Here is a 17,209-nt window from a genome sequence, read left to right on the forward strand (position 1 = left end):
GTTAAAGGGGGCGTATTGGATGAATGCACTGGAAACGGAAAGCTTAACATTATCGTACGGAGACTCCATTATCATTGAAGACTTGCATCTTGAAATTCCAAAAGGGGAGATCACGGTCTTTATTGGTGGAAATGGATGTGGGAAATCAACTTTGCTACGTTCTTTAGCAAGATTATTGAAGCCAAAACAAGGTGCTGTTCTCCTTGAAGGGGAGAAAATCGCTAAACTTCCGACAAAAGAAATAGCAAGAAAGCTTGCCATCCTTCCCCAAGGACCAACTGCACCAGAAGGGTTAACTGTCCTCCAATTAGTGAAACAAGGGCGTTATCCATACCAAAATTGGCTTAAGCAATGGACAGAAGAAGATGAGAGAATGGTTAATCACGCACTAGAAGCTACCAATATGAAGGATTTCGCGGAACGCACGGTGGATTCCCTCTCAGGTGGTCAACGTCAACGTGCTTGGATTGCAATGACACTTGCACAGCAAACCGATATTATCTTACTTGATGAACCAACAACATATCTCGATATGACACACCAAATCGAAATTTTAGACCTGTTATTTGAACTTAATGAAACAGAACAACGAACCATCATCATGGTACTGCATGATTTAAATTTAGCATGCCGCTATGCCCATCATATTGTCGCAATTAAAAATAAACAAATTTACGGACAGGGCAAGCCTGAATTTGTTGTCAATAAGAGTCTTGTCAAAGATGTGTTTGGCATGAATTGTGATGTTGCCACTGATCCATTGTTTGGAACGCCTCTATGCATTCCTCACGGCAAAGGAAGACGTATATTAAATAAGGTAGGAGTTTAATATGTCAAACCTCCTTTTGGAAACAGAAATCGAACAATTAAAGGAATTTCGTTTTAGTAATCAACAATTTCAATCAAACCTATCAAGTCCTGTGATAGAGCTTTTAGAGGAAGAGAAGATTAAACAATATTTGGAGGATGTCCAGCAGAAGATATCTGCGCCAGACAAACGAGTAGCGGCATCCATGTTCATGAAACGTTATGGATTTTTTGCTGTCCTGAATTTGTATGCAATGACAGTTTTAAATAACCGATTAAATGTTTCATTGACTAATATTTCATTAGAAACAAGTGATGAAGAGGAAATCTGGTATTGGAATCCGAAGTTCTACTTTTTTAACCTTCATACGGTATCCGGTCCTTCTGAATCTAGAGAGCAATGGCGAAACGAAACGATTCGGGCTATTTTTCATGAGAATATCCATAAAGTCTTAATGGCTCTATCTGAGCATTCCGGCCTCTCGAAAAAAGTGCTTTGGGAAAATGTTGCGATATATGTGTATTGGCTCTATGAATCTGTACTGGCAAGACCAAAGTTTGATGAAAAACGCGAGATGATCCAGGATGATTTTACGTATCTTGTAAAGAATGCGGAAGGGGAACTATTTGGTCCGATAGATTTTAACCCTTTATCACGTTATTACGGTATAAAGGTGTATCGCCCAGAATATGAACAAAACATTCGTACAAGGACAACATGTTGTCTTTACTATAAAACCAAAAGTAGCGGAGACCGTTGCAAAACATGTCCGCTTAACTGTAAAATAGGAGTTAATAAAAATGAATCAAAAAATAGAAGAACAAGTTGATGGATTACTAGAAAAATATACAGAGCTTTTACTTGGCGAAAGTTCCCCGGAATTAAAGGAAAAAGTAAAGCTATGGTCCTTGTATATGCATATATCAAAATCAATGCCACCTCTTGCAAAGCACTGGAACGAAACCTACCCAGATGCAAAGGAGGGCATCAAGGAAATCATTGCAGAAATCAAAAAATTAAATGAGGAACATCGTTCAAAAAATAAATAGAGATGAGGCACCAACAAGGGGCTTCATCTCTTTTTTTCTATTGCATTGTATTATGGTTTGGGAATTGCGTTGTTGTATAGTTATAAAATTGTTGCAGTTTTTGTTGAACCTTTTGAGTTTCTTCTTCCTCAAGCTTATACCAGCCGTTCTTGAACATAAGGTTGTATAGCTCTCTTTGGCAGTCCTGTGTTTCATTAAAAATGGAGCGGATATCTTCATAAAGCCCATCATGACTCATTTCATTCAAGGCAGTGCTGTATGCAGCAGTCATATATTTTTCCGTTGCAAGCATGTCATTGATAAAATCACGATCATTCATTTCGGGTGTTTTTGGAACGGTCGTTTTTGGATTACTTACCTGATTTGGATTTTGGTTCATTTGCTGATTCATTTATGTAGCCCTCCTTCTATTGCATTTGCTGGCTTTGTTGATTTTGGCTCGGTTGCTGTGGTGCTTGCCCCGTATGCTTTTGCATATGATCTAAAATTTGTCGATAATGGCGCTCATGCATTTGACATGCTTTTTCGAGCGCTTGAGAGATTTCAGGCATTTGACATTGGCCTGCAAAGAAATGTGCCTTTTTTAATGCTAAAAGGTTCCAGGACATCATATCTGTTAAGTATAAGAGGTCCTTTGATGTAATAACTGCAGGAGTTTCTGACATTTGTCCACTCTTTGGAGTATAAAAAGGTTGCTGTTGTTGCTGTTGTGATTGCTGCTGTTGCATATAAAAACCCTCCTTATCCTATTTTTCACTATTAGGTTTCCAACAAAACGTTTTTGTATGCAATGCATACAATGAAATATGGAAGTATTCCAAAATGTAGGCGTTCGACAAAATTTTTCCGGGTATATATCCAAAGCAAATTAATCGTGATAAAATAAATGAGAATTTAGGTAGATTGCTAGATTACAGCTATGATTGCATTTCGAGGGGGAAATTGAAATGGAACAAATTTTACGTAATTTCTTTTTATTTTTATCAAAAAATAAAGCGTTTACAAAAATAGCGAGAAAATATGGCTTGCGCTTTGGTGCGGCTAGATTTGTCGCCGGAGAAACAATAAATTTAGCTGTAAAAAAAATCAAAGAGCTAAATGCAAAAGGCCTCGCGGTCACCATCGATTATCTCGGTGAATTCGTTGACAGTGTAGAAGAGGCGAATCTTATGGCTGACGGTTCAATTGAGGCAATCAAAGCAATTGGCAGAGAAAAGCTAAATGCACAACTATCCTTAAAAATGACCTCAATGGGATTGGATATTTCAGATGAGGTTGTTATGAATAATATGCGACGAATCCTTGATGCCGCAAAAGAAAACGATGTCTTCGTGACAATTGACATGGAAGACTACTCACGATGCGCAAAGACAATTGAAATTTTTAAAGAACTTCGAAAAGACTACGATAATGTAGGAACTGTAATCCAAGCTTATCTTTATCGTACTGTCCAAGATATAGAAGACCTAAATGAGTATCATCCAAATCTTCGTCTTGTAAAAGGTGCTTATAAAGAATCACCAGAAGTAGCATTTCCTGACAAGAAGGACGTCGATGAGAACTTTAAGAAAATCATTAAAATGCATTTGCTGAATGGAAACTATACAGCAGTTGCTTCCCATGATGAGGCTATGATCCAATATACGAAGGAATTAGTAAAGGAACATAATATAAGCCATGACCAATTTGAGTTCCAGATGCTTTACGGGATTCGAACAGAACGCCATGAGGAGCTTGTAAAAGAGGGATATACGATGCGGGTGTATGTACCGTATGGAACGGACTGGTATGGCTATTTCATGAGACGACTTGCTGAACGACCAGCAAATGTAGCATTTGTGTTAAAAGGAGTTTTTGGGAAGTAGGTAAATAATAAAGCAGTGCGAGGAAAACAAAATGTGTTTTCTAGCGCTGCTTTTTTGTTTGCTTCGAGATTATGAGGATGCTTAAGGGTTAGAGGAGATGAAGGGGATTGGGGCGGAGTATTTGCTGCGAATTGTCTTTCATCTAGGCGATGAAGGGGATTGGGCTTAAGTATTTGCTGTGAATTCCTTTTCATCGAAGTGATGAAGGGGATTGGGTTGAGGTTTTTGCTGTGAATTCCTCTTCATCGAGGTGATGAAGTGGATTGGGTTGAGGTTTTTGCTGGGAATTCCTCTTCATTGAGGTGATGAAGGGGATTGGGATGAGGTTTTTGCAGGGAATTCCTCTTCATTTAGGTGATGAAGGGGATTGGGTTGAAGTATTTGTTGTGAATTCCTCTTCATCGAGGCAATGAAGGGGATTGGGTTGAAAAATTTGTTGTGAATTCCTCTTCATCGAGGTAATGAAGGGGATTGGGCTTATATATTTGCTTCGAATTCCTCTTCATCGAGGTGATGAAGTCACTTAGGCTCAAGAGTTCGCTTCGTAAAGTCCTTCATCGGTCTTATGAAGTCCCGAACCCAACGCAAGATCCGCTGTAAAGTCCTTCATCGAGGTGATGAAGGCACTTAAGCATAAGAATTCGCATCGTAAAGTCCTTCATCGGTCTTATGAAGTCCTGAACCCAACGCAAGATCCGCCGTAAAGTCCTTCATCAAAGTGATGAAGTCCCCACCGCTCAAGTGTTCACTTCATAAAGTCCTTCATCAAGGTGATGAAGGCACTTCCACACCAGCATTTGCCTCGTAAAGTCCTTCATCACCCCAGCCCCCAAAAAACCTCTACCTATTAACCTTCTCCGCCCGTATTATGAGCTCCGTATTGTTGGTTTGTGGATTGTGTTTTTCCGCTTCTCGCTCTTGTATCAGGACCTGCATTTCCCTTTACACTTGCTGCACCAACCGCGCGTTTTGATGGGTTTTTATCAACTTTAGCCATTTTGATTCACCTCCAGTTCTTAGAATCACCTGAATCTCAACTTTCAATGCGAATTCCAAAGAAAAACAAAAATTGTTTGTTGAATATATTGCGAAAATTAAAATATTGCTTTATATTTAGATATAAAGGAACTCATTCTTTTGGATGTTCAAAAAATCCATAAGGCGAATTCGAATAGGGGATATTTTTTTTGAAAGAAAAATGAATGAGTGTTCATTCAAATGTTCAAAAAGCATAAAAGGAGGAAACTGTGAATGATCCAAAGCATTAAAAGAGCTGCAGTTCTTGGTTCGGGAGTTATGGGATCAGGTATTGCTGCACACTTAGCTAATATCGGAATACCCACATTACTATTAGATATTGTTCCTCGTGAACTTTTAGAAGTAGAAAAAAAGAAAGGGTTTACATTAGAGGATAAACAAGTTCGAAATCGTCTAAGTGATTCAGCAGTCCAAAAGTTGTTGAAACAAAAGCCAGCACCACTTACTTCTAAGGAAAACATCGCTCTAATCACAACTGGGAACTTTGAAGATGACATGGCAAAGCTTTCAGAGGTTGACTGGATTATTGAAGTGGTTGTTGAAAACCTTGAAATTAAGAAGAAGGTTTTTAGCCAAATCGATAACGTGAGAAAGCCAGGAAGCATTGTGAGTTCTAATACATCTGGTATTTCGGTTGAGGCTATGGCTGAAGGACGTTCAGAGGATTTTCAGAAGCATTTTTTAGGAACCCACTTCTTCAACCCACCTCGTTATTTAAAATTGCTTGAAGTGATTCCGACAAAAAACACAAGCCCAGAAGTACTTTCTTTTATGAAATCATTTGGTGAGGATGTACTTGGAAAAGGAGTCGTTGAAGCGAAAGATACACCGAACTTCATCGCAAACCGGATTGGAACATATGGGTTGCTTGTTACCGTTCGTGAAATGTTAAAAGGCGGATATAGCATAGGGGAAGTAGACTCAGTTACAGGTCCTATGATTGGACGACCGAAGAGCGCAACATTCCGTACTCTCGATGTTGTTGGGCTAGATACATTTATACACGTGGCCAATAATGTTTATGAACAAGTTGACGGAGCAGAAAAAGAAGTTTTCGATGTTCCTGACTTTATGAAAGCCATGCTGGAAAAAGGATGGTTGGGGAGTAAATCAGGGCAAGGCTTTTTCCTGAAAAAGGGTAAGGAAATCTTAGAATTAAACCCTGAAACTCTCCACTACCAAGAGAGAAAAAAGCTACAAACTCCAGTTACAGCTTCCATTAAGCAAGTGAAAGGAACAGCGAATAAGTTAAAAACTCTCTTATATGCGGAGGACCGTGCCGGAAAGCTATTATGGAATATTACAAGCCCAGCACTTATCTATTCAGCTACTCTTTTAGGTGAAATTGCAGATGACATCGTTGCTATCGATGAGGCAATGAAGTGGGGCTTCGGCTGGCAATTAGGTCCATTTGAAACATGGGATGCAATCGGCCTTGAAAAATCTGTGAAGAAGATGGAAGCAGAAGGTGCCGAAGTGCCAGCGTGGATTAAAGAAATGCTAGCAAACGGACATACTTCGTTTTATAAAAAAGAGAATGGTTCTATTTCTTATTATCAAAACGGCGAATACAAAGCAGTTAAGGTAAATCCAAAGAATATAAATATTAAGACATTAAAAGAAACAAATGGAGTCATTAAGAAAAATAGTGGTGCTAGTTTAATAGATTTAGGCGATGATGTTGCCCTTTTAGAATTCACATCACCTAATAATGCAATAGGTTTCGATATTATTCAGATGATTAATTACTCAATAGATGAAATAGCAAAAAACTATAAAGGCTTAGTGATTGGTAACCAGGCGAAAAATTTCTGTGTCGGTGCTAACCTTGCGATGATTTTAATGGAAGCACAGGATGACAATTTTTATGATATCGAACTTGTTGTTCGTCAGTTCCAACAAGCGATGATGAATATCAAATACAGTGAAAAACCAGCGGTCGTAGCACCATTTGGCATGACGCTTGGTGGAGGAGCAGAAATCTGTTTACCTGCTGCTAAGGTTCAAGCTTCAAGTGAAACCTATATGGGGCTAGTAGAGGTTGGTGTAGGTGTAATCCCTGGCGGTGGTGGAAATAAAGAGCTTTACATTAACCATCTTCAAGGAATGCCAGCAGGAGTAGAGTTAAATCTTCAAAATGTCGCAAACAAAGTATTCGAAACAATAGCCATGGCGAAGGTTTCAACATCAGCTGATGAAGCACGTACGAATAACTTTTTAACAAAAGAAGACGGCATAAGCTTCAATGGAGATCACCTCATCCATGATGCGAAACAATCAGTGCTAGCATTGTCCGCACAAGGGTATAAAGCTCCAGTACGTAAGAAGGTACCGGTTGTTGGTGAGTCAGGATACGCAACCTTGTTATTGGGTGCACAAGCAATGAAATACTCAGGTTACATTTCAGACCATGACCTTAAGATCGCGAAAAAGCTTGCTTGGGTACTTGCAGGTGGAAATGTTCCATATGGTACTGAGGTAGATGAACAATACTTATTAGACCTTGAACGTGAAGCATTCCTTAGCCTTGTTGGTGAGCCAAAGACGCAAGCCAGAATGCAACACATGCTTGTAAAAGGAAAACCATTACGTAACTAAACATATAAGTTTTTAGGAGATTGGATACTTCAATCTCCTGACCGGTTAAAAAGTTAGGAGGGAATGTGTTGAGAGAAGCAGTCATCGTAGCGGGTGCGAGAACCCCTGTTGGTAAAGCGAAAAAAGGTACACTTGCAAATGTTAGACCAGATGATTTAGGAGCACTAGTTGTTAAAGAAACATTGAAACGTGCAGGTAATTATGAAGGGAATATTGATGATTTAATCATCGGATGTGCAATGCCTGAGGCAGAACAGGGCTTAAATATGGCAAGAAATATTGGGGCATTAGCAGGATTGTCGCATACAGTTCCGGCAATTACGATTAATCGTTATTGTTCATCTGGTCTTCAATCAATTGCCTATGCAGCAGAAAAAATTATGATCGGACATTCTGATACAGCAATTGCAGGTGGAGCAGAATCTATGAGTCTAGTACCAATGATGGGCCATGTTGTCCGTCCAAATGCAAGGCTTGCAGAAACAGCACCTGAATACTATATGGGAATGGGCCATACAGCAGAACAGGTAGCGGAAAAATACGGTGTAAGTCGTGAAGATCAAGACGCTTTTGCTGTAAGAAGTCATCAAAGGGCAGCAGCAGCGATTAAAGCTGGTAAGTTTGTGGATGAGATTGTTCCAGTAAACGTAACTCTTCGTCATGTGGATGCAAATAATAAATTAGTAGAAAAACATGTCCTTTTCTCTCAGGATGAAGGTGTTCGAGAAGATACAAATCTTGAGGTGCTTGCAAAATTAAGACCAGCATTCTCAGTGACTGGATCTGTTACAGCAGGAAATGCTTCACAAACAAGTGATGGTGCAGCTGCTGTAATGGTGATGGACCGTGAAAAAGCAACAAGCCTCGGTTTGACCCCATTCGTGAAGTTTAGATCGTTTGCCGTAGCTGGAGTACCACCAGAAGTTATGGGGATTGGTCCAGTTGCAGCGATTCCAAAGGCACTTAAAATGGCAGGCCTTGAGCTATCAGATATCGGGTTATTTGAGTTGAATGAAGCATTTGCTTCTCAGTCTCTTCAGGTTATTCGTGAATTAGGACTTGATGAAGAAAAAGTAAATGTAAATGGTGGAGCAATCGCACTTGGTCATCCACTTGGATGTTCAGGAGCAAAATTAACACTTACATTGATGCATGAAATGAAGCGTCGTAATGTACAGTTTGGTGTTGTCACAATGTGTATCGGTGGTGGTATGGGAGCTGCCGGAGTGTTTGAATTACTAGCTTAAAAAATATGGCTAACAATGAGTTAGCCTCTGAATAAAACTTTTAGGGGGAAACCAAATGTCAAATGCAACTGATAAAGTCGTTTTAGGTGGGGGCTTTTTAATCGAAGATCTTGAAGCAGACCGTGTCTTCACACCGGAAGATTATACAGATGAACATAAAATGATCGCAAAAACTACAGAAGACTATGTAGCAAACGAAGTTCTTCCACAGGTTGAGCAACTTGAAAACCATGAATTTGATCGCTCAGTAAAATTATTGAAAAGCGCAGGAGACCTTGGCCTGTTAGGTGTAGACGTACCAGAAGAGTATGGTGGATTAGGTCTAGACAAAGTAAGCTCTGCTTTAATTGCTGAAAAAATGGCAAGAGCAGGTGGATTCTCCATATCGCATGGAGCACATGTTGGAATTGGTTCACTTCCAATTGTTCTTTTTGGAAATGAAGAGCAAAAACAAAAATACCTTCCTAAATTAGCTACAGGTGAGTTATTAGCAGCATATGCATTAACAGAACCAGGTTCAGGTTCTGACGCACTAGGTGCAAAGACGACTGCAAAATTAAATGCAGAAGGAACGCACTATGTATTAAATGGTGAAAAGCAATGGATTACAAATGCTGGCTTTGCGGATGTATTTGTTGTCTATGCAAAAATTGATGGCGATAAATTCTCGGCTTTTATTGTTGAGCGTGAGTTTCCTGGCGTTTCAACAGGTGCTGAAGAAAAGAAAATGGGGATCAAGAGTTCTTCAACACGTACACTAATTCTCGAAGATGCACAGGTACCAGTGGATAACCTTTTAGGTGAAGTTGGCCGTGGTCACGTAATTGCTTTTAATATTTTAAATATTGGCCGTTATAAGCTAGGTGTAGGTGCGGTTGGCGGTGCGAAGAGTGCGTTTGAACTTGCTGTAAAATATGCAAACCAACGTCAACAATTTAAAACGCCAATTTCAAAATTTGGCTTAATCCAAGAAAAATTAGCGAATATGGCATCAAAGATTTATGCGGCTGAATCCAGCGTGTATCGTACAGTTGGTTATTTTGAAGACCGTATGGGGCAATTATCCGAAGAAGAAGTAAAGAATGGTAAAGAAGTTGCAAAATCAATTGCTGAATATGCAATTGAGTGTTCGATTAATAAATTCTTCAACACTGAAGTGTTAGACTATGTAGTTGATGAAGGTGTTCAAATCCATGGTGGCTATGGATTTATGCAGGAATACGAAATCGAAAGAGCATACCGTGATTCTCGTATTAACCGTATTTTTGAAGGAACAAATGAAATCAACCGTCTACTCGTCCCTGGAACATTCCTACGTAAGGCATTAAAAGGGGAATTACCTTTACTTGAAAAAGCTACACAGCTTCAAGAGGAGCTCATGATGCTGATGCCTGAAGAGGTGGGCGAGGGCGTTCTAGAACAAGAGAAATTCCTAGTTCGAAATGCAAAGAAGATTGCTCTTATGATTGCTGGACTTGCAGCACAAAAATTTGGTCCTAAGCTTGAGAAAGAACAAGAGATTCTTGCAAATATTGCCGATATTGCTGCAAATATTTATGCGATGGAATCTGTGGTTCTTCGTACAGAAAAAGCAATCAACAAATCAGGTGAAGATAAAAATCAACAAAAGATCCTTTATACTCAAGTATTTGTTCAAGAAGCATTTAATGAAATTGAAGCTCACGCTAAAGAAACACTTGTTGCGACAGAAGAAGGCGATGTTTTACGGATGATGACATCTGCACTACGTAAATTAACTCGTCATACACCAGTAAATGTCATTGCGAAAAAACGTGAAATTGCAGCAACACTTATCGAGGCTGAAAAATACACTGTGTAATTCAAAACGGAACGGCGAGAAAAAGCTCCTAGAATAGGGGCTTTTTTTCTTAAATTAGAGAGATTCTTCTTTATTAAGCAGGATAAACGTGAAATGAGTCGAAATTAATCCTTGGAAGATAGAGAATCGTTGTTATTTCAAAATTTTATATGTTAAAATATTTGGGTAGTATGTTGTAGGGGTGGTGAGAATATGGCTTTAACATTTTACTGGTATCCAAAATGTGGAACCTGTCGAAAAGCGAAAAAATGGCTTGAGGAACATCAGGTTGCTTTTGAGGAAATACATATTGTGGAGAATCCCCCATCAAAAGAGCAATTAAAAGAAATGTACCAAAACAGTGGATTGGAATTAAAGAAATTCTTCAATACAAGTGGTCAAAAATATCGCGAACTTGGATTGAAGGACAAAGTTGGTACAGCCTCCGAGGATGAATTGTTAGAACTCTTAGCATCTGATGGAATGCTAATTAAGCGCCCACTCACTAGCGATGGCAAGAAGGTAACTGTTGGTTTTAATGAGGCGCAGTTTGAAGGCACTTGGGCAAAATAAATCGGATGAAAGACCTTAAAAAGGACTTTTACATAATCCATTTTATTGAGATCATTCATCAAAATGGACACTAATTATTTCATAATATCGAATTAATGGAGGGTACAAGATGAGCACGCCAAAAGAATTACGTTATTCTGAAGAACATGAATGGGTTAAAGTCGAAGGGGAAAAAGTACGTATTGGGATTACAGATTTTGCACAATCTGAGTTAGGTGATATCGTATTCGTTGAACTACCAGAGGTAGGCGATGAAATACAAGCAGATGAGCCATTTGGTAGTGTTGAATCTGTTAAAACGGTTTCTGAACTTTATGCACCTATCAGTGGTAAAGTAGTCGAAATAAATGAAGACCTTGATGACAGCCCAGAATTCGTAAATGAATCTCCATATGAAAAAGCATGGATGATCGTCATTGAGCCTGCAAATGCTGGTGATATTGAAAACCTAATGACAGCTGAGCAATATGAAGAAATGATAAATGAAGACTAACATTTTTATAAAAAGAGCCGAAAATAGGAAAAAATTCCTATCGGCTCTTTTATTTTTTTCCATACTTATGAGGACAATGACAAATAGAATGAAGTTTTTCTTAATGGACACTCTAAAATTAAATACCGATGGGAAGGGTGTTCGTTATGGTATTGAAACATACTCGAATTGAAGTGACCGACCGAGTGGTTGGTAAGCTTGGAGATAACGAAATGAAATTATATGTTGAGAAAGAACCAATTGGAAAAATCCGATTTACAAATGAAGGGGCTCAATATGAATTAAAGCAGGGGTATGAGCAAGAGAAGAGCAAAATTTTCACATATGCTGATATACCTACTAACCCAGATATGAAATATGTAGATTGTGATGATGAAAATGGTTGGTGTTAAGACAGTGGATACCCACTGTCTTTTTTTCCCTATTGTTTCATAATGATTCACCAAAATATTATCTTCGCTATAAAATGAAGGAAAAGCAGTTGTACACATCGAAGAAGTATATAACAGATTAATGTACACTTGAAACAAGGTGATGAAATGGTGGCTTTTGACGAATATGAAAAAGTAATCATTGTTGAGGGGAGAACAGATAAAAAGAAAGTCGAAACCGTTGTGAATGAACCCGTTGAAATTATTTGTACCAACGGAACGATTAGTATTTCCAAACTCGATGAGTTAATTGAGCATTTGTTTAATAAAGATGTTTATATATTAGTGGATGCCGACAGAGCAGGCGATAAGCTTAGAAAACAGTTTAAACGTGAATTTCCAGAAGCACGGCATTTGTTTATCGATAAAATGTATCGCGAGGTTGCGACTGCCCCTGAACAACATATTGCAACGGTACTGCTTTCAGCAAACATTGATGTGCACGCTGAATACTTACTGTAGTGCCGAGCTTCTATCCTATACTTTTTCAATAAATATGGTAAAATAAACAACAATTAAGATGATAAAAGGTTGTCGTTAAGATGAAGGAATGGAATGAACACGAAATTGATACTCACCTTACGAACACGGGGGAGTTTTGGCTTTATTTATTTACACCGATGTGCGGAACCTGTCAGGTAGCTTCAAAAATGATGACTGTCGTCGCTGAATTGTTACCCCACGTAATAATCGGTAAGAGTGATCTGAATTATTTACCAAGAAAAGCAATTGATTGGCAAATTGAAAGTGTTCCTTGTTTAATGCATGTAAAAGAAGGAAAAGTTGCGCAAAAGTATTATGCCTTTCACTCGGTTCCTTACTTGGTTGAAATTTTATCAAAGAAATAGCCCAGGAATGTTGTATCAGCATTCTTGGTTTTTTGTTTTTCAACGGGTTAATTGTCTACCCAAGGAAAATTTTAAACATATTACCTAAAACAACTCCGTTTATCGTTTTTCATTGTACTCATACTAAAAGGAGTACTATAAAAAAGGGAAAACTGATGAAATTTCTGTACGATATTTCCTAAAAGTTGGGGGAGACGTTCATGGAGTCAATATGGCTTGAATATGCCTGGGCATTGTTAATCCTAATTGGCTTGGAAGGCTTATTATCAGCCGACAATGCTCTAGTGCTAGCAATCATAGCCAAACATTTACCCGAAGAACAGAAAAAAAGAGCAATCAATTACGGAATACTCATGGCTTTTGTTTTCCGTTTTGGAGCACTTTTTGCTATTTCCTTTATTGCAAACGTTTGGCAAATACAAGCGATAGGAGCAGCTTATCTTCTTTATTTAGGATTAAAGCATATCATCCAAGCAAGATTTGGAAAAGAAAATAAGAACATTCATAAGGATGATGAAAAAGAGTCTGCTGGTAAAGGATTTTGGCCGACGGTGGGAAAGATTGCATTAGCGGATCTTGCTTTTGCTATTGATTCAATCTTAGCTGCGGTCGCTCTAGCACTTGGTCTTCCAGACTCACCTCTTGGCAATTTCGGTGGTATGGATGGAGGGCAATTCCTTGTTATTCTTCTTGGAGGTATTGCTGGCCTCGTATTGATAAAATTTGCTGCAACTTGGTTTGTGCAACTTCTTGAGAAGCGACCTGCATTGGAAACAACTGCATATGCAATTGTAGCCTGGGTCGGTGTCAAACTTGCTGTAATTACCCTTGCTCACGAGGATATTGGTATCTTAGATCATGATTTCCCTCATAGTACTGTTTGGACAATTATCTTCTATGGAGTATTAGTTGGCATTGCACTACTTGGTTGGTTTGCACCGAGTAATAAGAAAACTTTACAAAACCGTGAAGCTTCTTAAAAATATATTCTTTCCTGTGATGAAGCGAAAGAGTGTTTCAATTCATGCCTGTTAACTGCGATAATCCAATTGGGTTATCGCAGTTCTTTTTTTAAAAAATACACCATTTTTGTATTCGGTATATTGCAATTTTATTAAAAAGTTGTATGATATTTAGGGAATCGAAATATCGTACATATCATGGAATTATAGGAGCACATATGAGCATTGTGACAGAGTGGAAAACACAATATAAAGCATACAATCAAAACATTAAACGATTTATACTAGCGACTGTTTTTACACAATTAGGCATGGGTATGTTCACCATCATGTATAACTTTTATGTTAGAGAGCTAGGTTACTCCGATCAAACGAATGGAACGATTATCGCAATGACGGCTTTAGCATCTGCTTTAATCCTCGTACCAGCAGGGCTAATGAGTGATAGATTTGGCAGAAAGAAAGTGATGGTACTTGGAGTTGCAATTTCTACATTTGCTTTTTTTGCTAGAAGTATACTTGATGTTGAGCAGTTGCTTATTGCCACCGCTTTTATAACAGGCTTATCGACTGCATTTATTCAAGTATCAGGAATCCCATGGTTAGCGGAAAACTCAACATCTGCACAAAGGGTTCACCTTTTTAGTTTTCATTCAGCAATCATGATGGTCGCCCAAGTGGTAGGGAATATTGCGGGTGGAGCATTTTCTGATGCTTTTCAATTTGTCTTTCATATGAGTGGGCTTTGGAGTGTAAGAATCACACTATTAATTGCAACTATCATTTATATGGCTGGTATTTTACCAATACTTAAAATGAATGAACAGCCAAGGAAACAACCAGAGATTAAAAAAGTGGAGTCTTTTGGTCAAAAGCTACGAACAAATAAATCTCAAATAAAGCTAATTGCGATGTTTGCATTTGCTCAAATGATCATAGGATTTGGTTCAGGTTTAGTTATTCCATACTTAAATTTGTATTTTGCAGACCGGTTTTTAGCGAGTAATACTGTAATTGGTCTTATTTTATCGTTGGGACAAGCCGCAACAGCGATCGCGATGATTATAGGTCCAGCCATTGTTAGTAAGGTAGGAGAAGTTCGCGCAGTGGTTTATCTACAATTATCATCATTACCTTTCCTCTTGCTAACTGGGTATACCGAAAATCTTTACATAGCAGCGATTGCCTTTTTATTTAGACAAGCATTAATGAACGCAGGCAATCCGATTCAAGCATCTCTTGTTATGGGACGGGTGGATGATTCTATGAAAGGACTGGCCAACTCAGTTAACCAAATGGTATTTTCATTAGGCTGGGCTTTAATGGGGCCAGTATCAACCTCAATTGTGATGCTGCATGGTGCTTATTGGGGCTATGCTTATGTGTTTACAATTACGTCTGTCTTATATTTAATCGGTTCTCTCTATTTCCTATTTGTTTTTACAGGGAAATCCTTTCAAAATGGAGAAAAACAAATCGCGAAAATATCTTAATATGTCGTATTTCCCGGGAAAAAGGAACGAATCTTGTAGCAATTACATGAATGTGTCATATAAGGATGTCGATTTACACAAAAAAGACAAGAAATTTGGAATATCTTGTTTTTTCTAAATATTTTCATTGACTTGTAAATGAAAAAGGGTTAACATCAAATTAATCATAAAAGTACAAAACTTAATAGTTTATCTTATCACGAGTGGTGGAGGGAATGGCCCTATGAAACCCGGCAACCGGTAATTTACACGGTGCTAAATCCAACAGGCATTTTTGCCTGAAAGATAAGAAGAGAAACCATACATACAACCTCTTCTTATCGAAGAGGTTTTTTATTTTATTATAAAAGGGAGAGATTCAAGTGAGTGAAAAACAGAAAAACTATAGACCAGAAACGATCGCGATACATGGGGGTCTTGAAGCAGATCCAGTAACCGGAGCTAGAGCAGTTCCTATCTATCAGTCAAATGCTTTCAAATTTAACACAACTGAACATGCAGCAAATCTTTTTGGCTTAAAAGAAAATGGTTATATATATACTCGAATCCACAACCCTACTACGACTGTTTTTGAAGAAAGAGTTGCCCAATTAGAAGGTGGAGTTGGTGCATTAGCAGTTGCAAGTGGAATGGCAGCCATTACGACTTCAATCCTTAACATTGCAGGAGCAGGGGATGAGATTGTATCTGCTTCTACACTATATGGTGGAACGTATAATCTATTTGCTAACACTCTACCTAAATATGGAATTAAGACACAATTAGTAGATCCAAAAAATCCGGAAAATTTCCGTCAAGCCATTACACCAAATACAAAGGCAATCTTTGCTGAGACAATCGGAAACCCAAGCTTAGATATCCTTGATATTGAGGCCGTTGCTAACATTGCTCATGAAGCAGGAATTCCTCTAATTGTTGACAATACATTTGCAACCCCATATTTATGTAGACCAATTGAGCATGGAGCAGACATTGTCATCCATTCTGCTACAAAGTGGTTACTAGGAAATGGAACATCCATGGGTGGAATTATTGTAGACGGTGGAAAATTTGATTGGAACTCGTCAAAATTCCCTGGATTTACTACTCCAGATCCAAGCTATCATGATTTAGTCTACGCTGAAGCATTAGGACCAGTAGCCTTTATTATTAAAGCGAGAGTTCAATTACTGCGTGATTTAGGTCCAGCTATTAGCCCTTATAATTCATTCCAATTTAACTTAGGTCTAGAAACATTACATGTTCGAATGAAGGAGCATATTGCAAATACGAAAGAAGTTGTTTCTTATCTGAAGGATCATCCTGGAGTTGAATGGGTATTGTATCCAGGTGAAGAGGACCATCCAAATAAACAACTAGCAGATAAATATTTACCAAAAGGTGCTGGATCCGTAATTGTGTTTGGTATTAAAGGTGGAAGAGAAGCTGGCGAAAAGCTAATCAATAGTGTTGAGCTTTGGTCACATGTTGCAAACGTTGGTGATGCAAAAAGTTTAATTATTCACCCTGCTAGTACTACACACCAACAATTAAGTCCAGAAGATTTAAAGGCATCTGGTGTAACAGAAGATTTAGTTCGCTTATCTGTTGGTATTGAAAATGTTGAAGATATTTTAGAAGATTTGGAGCAAGCCATTAAAGCAGCAAATGGAACAAGTTCAGCTTTATCGGTGCCGACTGCATAACTAAAAATCGTTCACAATATTTTCGTTGACACCCCTATATAGAGATGATAAGATAACTCTCGTGTTGTTTAAGTACGATAATTAAAGTTAAATAAATCTGATAACTCTTATTTAGAGTGGTGGAGGGATGTGCCCGATGAAACCCAGCAACCGTCAACGTCTGTTGAAAAGGTGCCAATTCACACAAAGCTATGGGCTTTGGGAGATGAGAGGAAGGAATCACTAAATTGTGCCTTTCTGCTCGTTTTTGCAGGAAGGCTTTTATTTTTATATGCGGGCATATTTAGTATCTTTATTTAT

The 17,209-nt window shown here is 38.4% G+C and carries 18 protein-coding genes and 2 riboswitches; of the genes, 15 read left to right on the top strand and 3 right to left on the bottom strand.

Features of this window, described 5'->3' with window-relative positions; all coding sequences use genetic code 11:
• Positions 1-19 precede the first annotated feature (19 nt).
• The 3 genes from CKK03_RS06030 to CKK03_RS06040 are packed head-to-tail and all read left to right on the top strand — an operon-like array spanning position 20 to position 1,857.
• The gene (locus CKK03_RS06030) at positions 20-829 is read left to right on the top strand and encodes an ABC transporter ATP-binding protein (protein WP_099361694.1); all 810 of its coding nucleotides are present in this window, start codon (positions 20-22) and stop codon (positions 827-829) included.
• A gap of 1 nt (position 830) precedes the next feature.
• Positions 831-1,637 (top strand): IucA/IucC family C-terminal-domain containing protein, encoded by an 807-nt coding sequence (locus CKK03_RS06035; protein ID WP_099361695.1) that lies wholly within the window; start codon positions 831-833, stop codon positions 1,635-1,637.
• Complete coding sequence (locus CKK03_RS06040) at positions 1,609-1,857, top strand: YusU family protein (RefSeq protein ID WP_099361696.1); 249 nt, start codon at positions 1,609-1,611, stop codon at positions 1,855-1,857. The genes CKK03_RS06035 and CKK03_RS06040 overlap by 29 nt, the downstream gene beginning before the upstream one ends.
• A gap of 37 nt (positions 1,858-1,894) precedes the next feature.
• Here CKK03_RS06040 and CKK03_RS06045 read toward each other — a convergent pair whose 3' ends face one another.
• Both CKK03_RS06045 and CKK03_RS06050 read right to left on the bottom strand, forming a co-directional pair.
• Positions 1,895-2,248, bottom strand: a complete 354-nt coding sequence (locus CKK03_RS06045; RefSeq protein WP_180271164.1) for a spore coat protein — start codon at positions 2,246-2,248, stop codon at positions 1,895-1,897.
• Between the two features lie 16 nt (positions 2,249-2,264).
• Positions 2,265-2,585 (bottom strand): hypothetical protein, encoded by a 321-nt coding sequence (locus CKK03_RS06050; RefSeq protein ID WP_180271165.1) that lies wholly within the window; start codon positions 2,583-2,585, stop codon positions 2,265-2,267.
• 219 nt (positions 2,586-2,804) lie between these two features.
• Here CKK03_RS06050 and CKK03_RS06055 point away from each other — a divergent pair, with 219 nt between their 5' ends.
• The gene (locus CKK03_RS06055; RefSeq protein WP_099361697.1) at positions 2,805-3,722 is read left to right on the top strand and encodes a proline dehydrogenase family protein; all 918 of its coding nucleotides are present in this window, start codon (positions 2,805-2,807) and stop codon (positions 3,720-3,722) included.
• An 847-nt stretch (positions 3,723-4,569) separates the two neighbouring features.
• Here the strand turns inward: CKK03_RS06055 and CKK03_RS06060 are convergent.
• A complete protein-coding gene (locus CKK03_RS06060; RefSeq protein ID WP_099361698.1) occupies positions 4,570-4,719 on the bottom strand; it encodes a YuzL family protein in 150 nt (49 codons plus the stop codon).
• Between the two features lie 254 nt (positions 4,720-4,973).
• Between CKK03_RS06060 and CKK03_RS06065 the strand changes: the two genes are divergently transcribed.
• The 11 genes from CKK03_RS06065 to CKK03_RS06115 all read left to right on the top strand — a co-directional run bounded on the left by CKK03_RS06065 (position 4,974) and on the right by CKK03_RS06115 (position 16,909).
• Positions 4,974-7,358 (top strand): 3-hydroxyacyl-CoA dehydrogenase/enoyl-CoA hydratase family protein, encoded by a 2,385-nt coding sequence (locus CKK03_RS06065; protein ID WP_099361699.1) that lies wholly within the window; start codon positions 4,974-4,976, stop codon positions 7,356-7,358.
• 68 nt (positions 7,359-7,426) lie between these two features.
• Positions 7,427-8,605 carry an acetyl-CoA C-acetyltransferase gene (locus CKK03_RS06070; protein ID WP_099361700.1) on the top strand — a complete coding sequence of 393 codons (1,179 nt, stop codon included), beginning with the start codon at positions 7,427-7,429 and terminating at the stop codon, positions 8,603-8,605.
• A gap of 55 nt (positions 8,606-8,660) precedes the next feature.
• Positions 8,661-10,445 (top strand): acyl-CoA dehydrogenase FadE, encoded by a 1,785-nt coding sequence (locus tag CKK03_RS06075; RefSeq protein WP_099361701.1) that lies wholly within the window; start codon positions 8,661-8,663, stop codon positions 10,443-10,445.
• Positions 10,446-10,637: 192 nt separating this feature from the next.
• Complete coding sequence (locus CKK03_RS06080; RefSeq protein ID WP_099361702.1) at positions 10,638-10,997, top strand: arsenate reductase family protein; 360 nt, start codon at positions 10,638-10,640, stop codon at positions 10,995-10,997.
• 109 nt (positions 10,998-11,106) lie between these two features.
• Positions 11,107-11,490, top strand: a complete 384-nt coding sequence (gcvH, locus tag CKK03_RS06085) for a glycine cleavage system protein GcvH (protein WP_099361703.1) — start codon at positions 11,107-11,109, stop codon at positions 11,488-11,490.
• Positions 11,491-11,636: 146 nt separating this feature from the next.
• A complete protein-coding gene (locus CKK03_RS06090; RefSeq protein WP_180271166.1) occupies positions 11,637-11,882 on the top strand; it encodes a YusG family protein in 246 nt (81 codons plus the stop codon).
• 147 nt (positions 11,883-12,029) lie between these two features.
• Positions 12,030-12,383, top strand: coding sequence for a toprim domain-containing protein (locus CKK03_RS06095; protein ID WP_099361705.1), 354 nt, complete (start codon positions 12,030-12,032; stop codon positions 12,381-12,383).
• Between the two features lie 80 nt (positions 12,384-12,463).
• Positions 12,464-12,769, top strand: coding sequence for a thioredoxin family protein (locus CKK03_RS06100; protein ID WP_099361706.1), 306 nt, complete (start codon positions 12,464-12,466; stop codon positions 12,767-12,769).
• Between the two features lie 200 nt (positions 12,770-12,969).
• Positions 12,970-13,749, top strand: a complete 780-nt coding sequence (locus CKK03_RS06105) for a TerC family protein (RefSeq protein ID WP_099361707.1) — start codon at positions 12,970-12,972, stop codon at positions 13,747-13,749.
• Positions 13,750-13,877: 128 nt separating this feature from the next.
• Positions 13,878-15,224, top strand: a complete 1,347-nt coding sequence (locus tag CKK03_RS06110) for an MFS transporter (protein WP_281254476.1) — start codon at positions 13,878-13,880, stop codon at positions 15,222-15,224.
• A gap of 191 nt (positions 15,225-15,415) precedes the next feature.
• Positions 15,416-15,516, top strand: a riboswitch (SAM riboswitch).
• A gap of 70 nt (positions 15,517-15,586) precedes the next feature.
• Positions 15,587-16,909, top strand: a complete 1,323-nt coding sequence (locus tag CKK03_RS06115) for an O-acetylhomoserine aminocarboxypropyltransferase/cysteine synthase family protein (RefSeq protein WP_099361709.1) — start codon at positions 15,587-15,589, stop codon at positions 16,907-16,909.
• Between the two features lie 104 nt (positions 16,910-17,013).
• Positions 17,014-17,121: riboswitch (SAM riboswitch) on the top strand.
• Positions 17,122-17,209 lie beyond the last annotated feature (88 nt).

The sequence above is a fragment of the Fredinandcohnia onubensis genome (genome assembly GCF_002734215.1).
In the GTDB taxonomy this organism is placed as follows: Bacteria; Bacillota; Bacilli; order Bacillales; family Bacillaceae_L; genus Ferdinandcohnia; species Ferdinandcohnia onubensis.